The following is a 1,426-nucleotide window of genomic DNA, read 5'->3' as shown; positions in this document are numbered from 1 at the left end:
CAACCAAAGGACCAAACAATGAAACCTGCGATGCTCGGACTTCTCCTCGCCGCTATCGCCTCCCCGGCGCTCGCTTCCGGCAGTCATGCAGGCGGCCACGGCGAAGCCATGGCTGTCGGCGAGCCCGGCCAGAAGGCGAAGGCGACCCAGACAATCCGCATCACCATGAGCGAGACGGACGACGGCAAGATGATCTTCACGCCGTCGACCTTCAAGGTCCGCAAGGGGCAGACCATCCGCTTCGCCGTCAAGAACGCCGGCGAACTGGATCATGAGTTCGTGCTCGACCAGGAAGACAAGATCATGGAGCACAAGGTGGCGATGGAGAAGTTTCCGGAGATGGAACACGACGACCCGAACGCCATCCGGCTCGCCGCCGGGGAGTCTGGCGAAATCATCTGGAAGTTCACCAACGACGGCACCTTCAAGATCGCCTGCCTCGTACCCGGCCACTACGATGCCGGCATGCATGGCGACGTCACGGTTGCCGGAAAATAATCGAGTTCGGAAAGGTAAGTTCACATGAAAACGCTGATCAAACTCACGCTTGCTTCGGTCCTCGCCCTCGGGACTGCCTATGGGGCACTGGCGGCCGAATTCACCAAGGGAACCGTCAAGAAGGTTGACGCCAAGGCCAAGAAGGTCACCCTGATCCACGATGAGCTGAAGAGCCTCGACATGCCGGCGATGACCATGGTCTTCCGCGTCAAGGACGACGCGCTGCTGGAGAAGCTCAAGGAAGGCGCGAGCGTTGAATTCGTCGCCGAGCGGATCGACGGCAAGCTGACGGTGACCGAGGTCAAGTAGGCCTAAATCCGCGGCCGCAAGGCGCGGTCCCCGCCCGCGAGATGGCTTCGCCTGTAGAGTGCAGCCATGTCGCGGTGCTGCTCCCCCATGGCGGGACCCCTGCTACGATACCGGAATGGTGCATACAGCCCGCCAGAGATCGTCCTTCCAGTCGGTCCCGCCCTCGGCTGGCGTTGGAATGGCATAACTGACCCCTCTCACCGCGACCGCTTCGGGTGCATGGCAGCGAACCGACGCCTTGTGTCTGCTTGGATCGCTGTAGGAGCCGTACCCGTCCGTGCTCACGGTCGAAAGCGAAATGTAGACGTCGTAGTCATACTCGATGCTTGCCGCCGTCTGGTTTCCGACGAGGCTCAGGCTGACGATGGTGTGGTCGGGGAAGCTAGCTGTGTGAAAAGGTTCGGTAGCGGCGGCAGGTGTTGCCAACGCAATTCCGCTCACCAGGGCTGAAACAAGAATACGCATTCACCCCTCCCGTGGTTCATGGGATGCCTGGACTATACCACGAGGATCGGATGCAAGAGGAGTGAAATGCGCTGGGGCGCAGCGCGGTTCGTGTTCGCCTGCGCCCCAATATCACCCGCGGTCGAGGCCTGCGCGGCTGGCAGCACTAGCGTCA

At 61.3% G+C, this 1,426-nt stretch carries 3 protein-coding genes; 2 read left to right on the top strand and 1 reads right to left on the bottom strand.

All coding sequences use genetic code 11. The annotated features are described in order from the left end of the window. The first annotated feature begins 18 nt into the window (after positions 1-18). Together AC3WWH_RS34750 and AC3WWH_RS34745 are read left to right on the top strand one after the other, a co-directional pair. Positions 19-498 carry a cupredoxin domain-containing protein gene (locus AC3WWH_RS34750; protein WP_113399716.1) on the top strand — a complete coding sequence of 160 codons (480 nt, stop codon included), beginning with the start codon at positions 19-21 and terminating at the stop codon, positions 496-498. Positions 499-522: 24 nt separating this feature from the next. Continuing rightward, the gene (locus tag AC3WWH_RS34745) at positions 523-807 is read left to right on the top strand and encodes a copper-binding protein (protein WP_113399715.1); all 285 of its coding nucleotides are present in this window, start codon (positions 523-525) and stop codon (positions 805-807) included. Between the two features lie 102 nt (positions 808-909). Here the strand turns inward: AC3WWH_RS34745 and AC3WWH_RS34740 are convergent, their stop codons facing one another. Continuing rightward, positions 910-1,272 carry a hypothetical protein gene (locus AC3WWH_RS34740; RefSeq protein ID WP_058322589.1) on the bottom strand — a complete coding sequence of 121 codons (363 nt, stop codon included), beginning with the start codon at positions 1,270-1,272 and terminating at the stop codon, positions 910-912. Between the last annotated feature and the right edge of the window lie 154 nt (positions 1,273-1,426).

Source organism: Ensifer sp. EB106-03-01-XG145 (assembly GCF_058792075.1).
The sequence above is the reverse complement of the archived record's forward strand: the minus strand, read 5'-3'. Positions and strand labels throughout refer to the sequence as shown.

Excerpts from the sequence above, each read along its gene's own strand:
- AC3WWH_RS34750 (WP_113399716.1), top strand. The coding sequence starts at position 19 with ATGAAACCTGCGATGCTCGGACTTCTCCTCGCCGCTATCGCCTCCCCG.
- AC3WWH_RS34740 (WP_058322589.1), bottom strand. The coding sequence starts at position 1,272 with ATGCGTATTCTTGTTTCAGCCCTGGTGAGCGGAATTGCGTTGGCAACA.
- AC3WWH_RS34745 (WP_113399715.1), top strand. The coding sequence starts at position 523 with ATGAAAACGCTGATCAAACTCACGCTTGCTTCGGTCCTCGCCCTCGGG.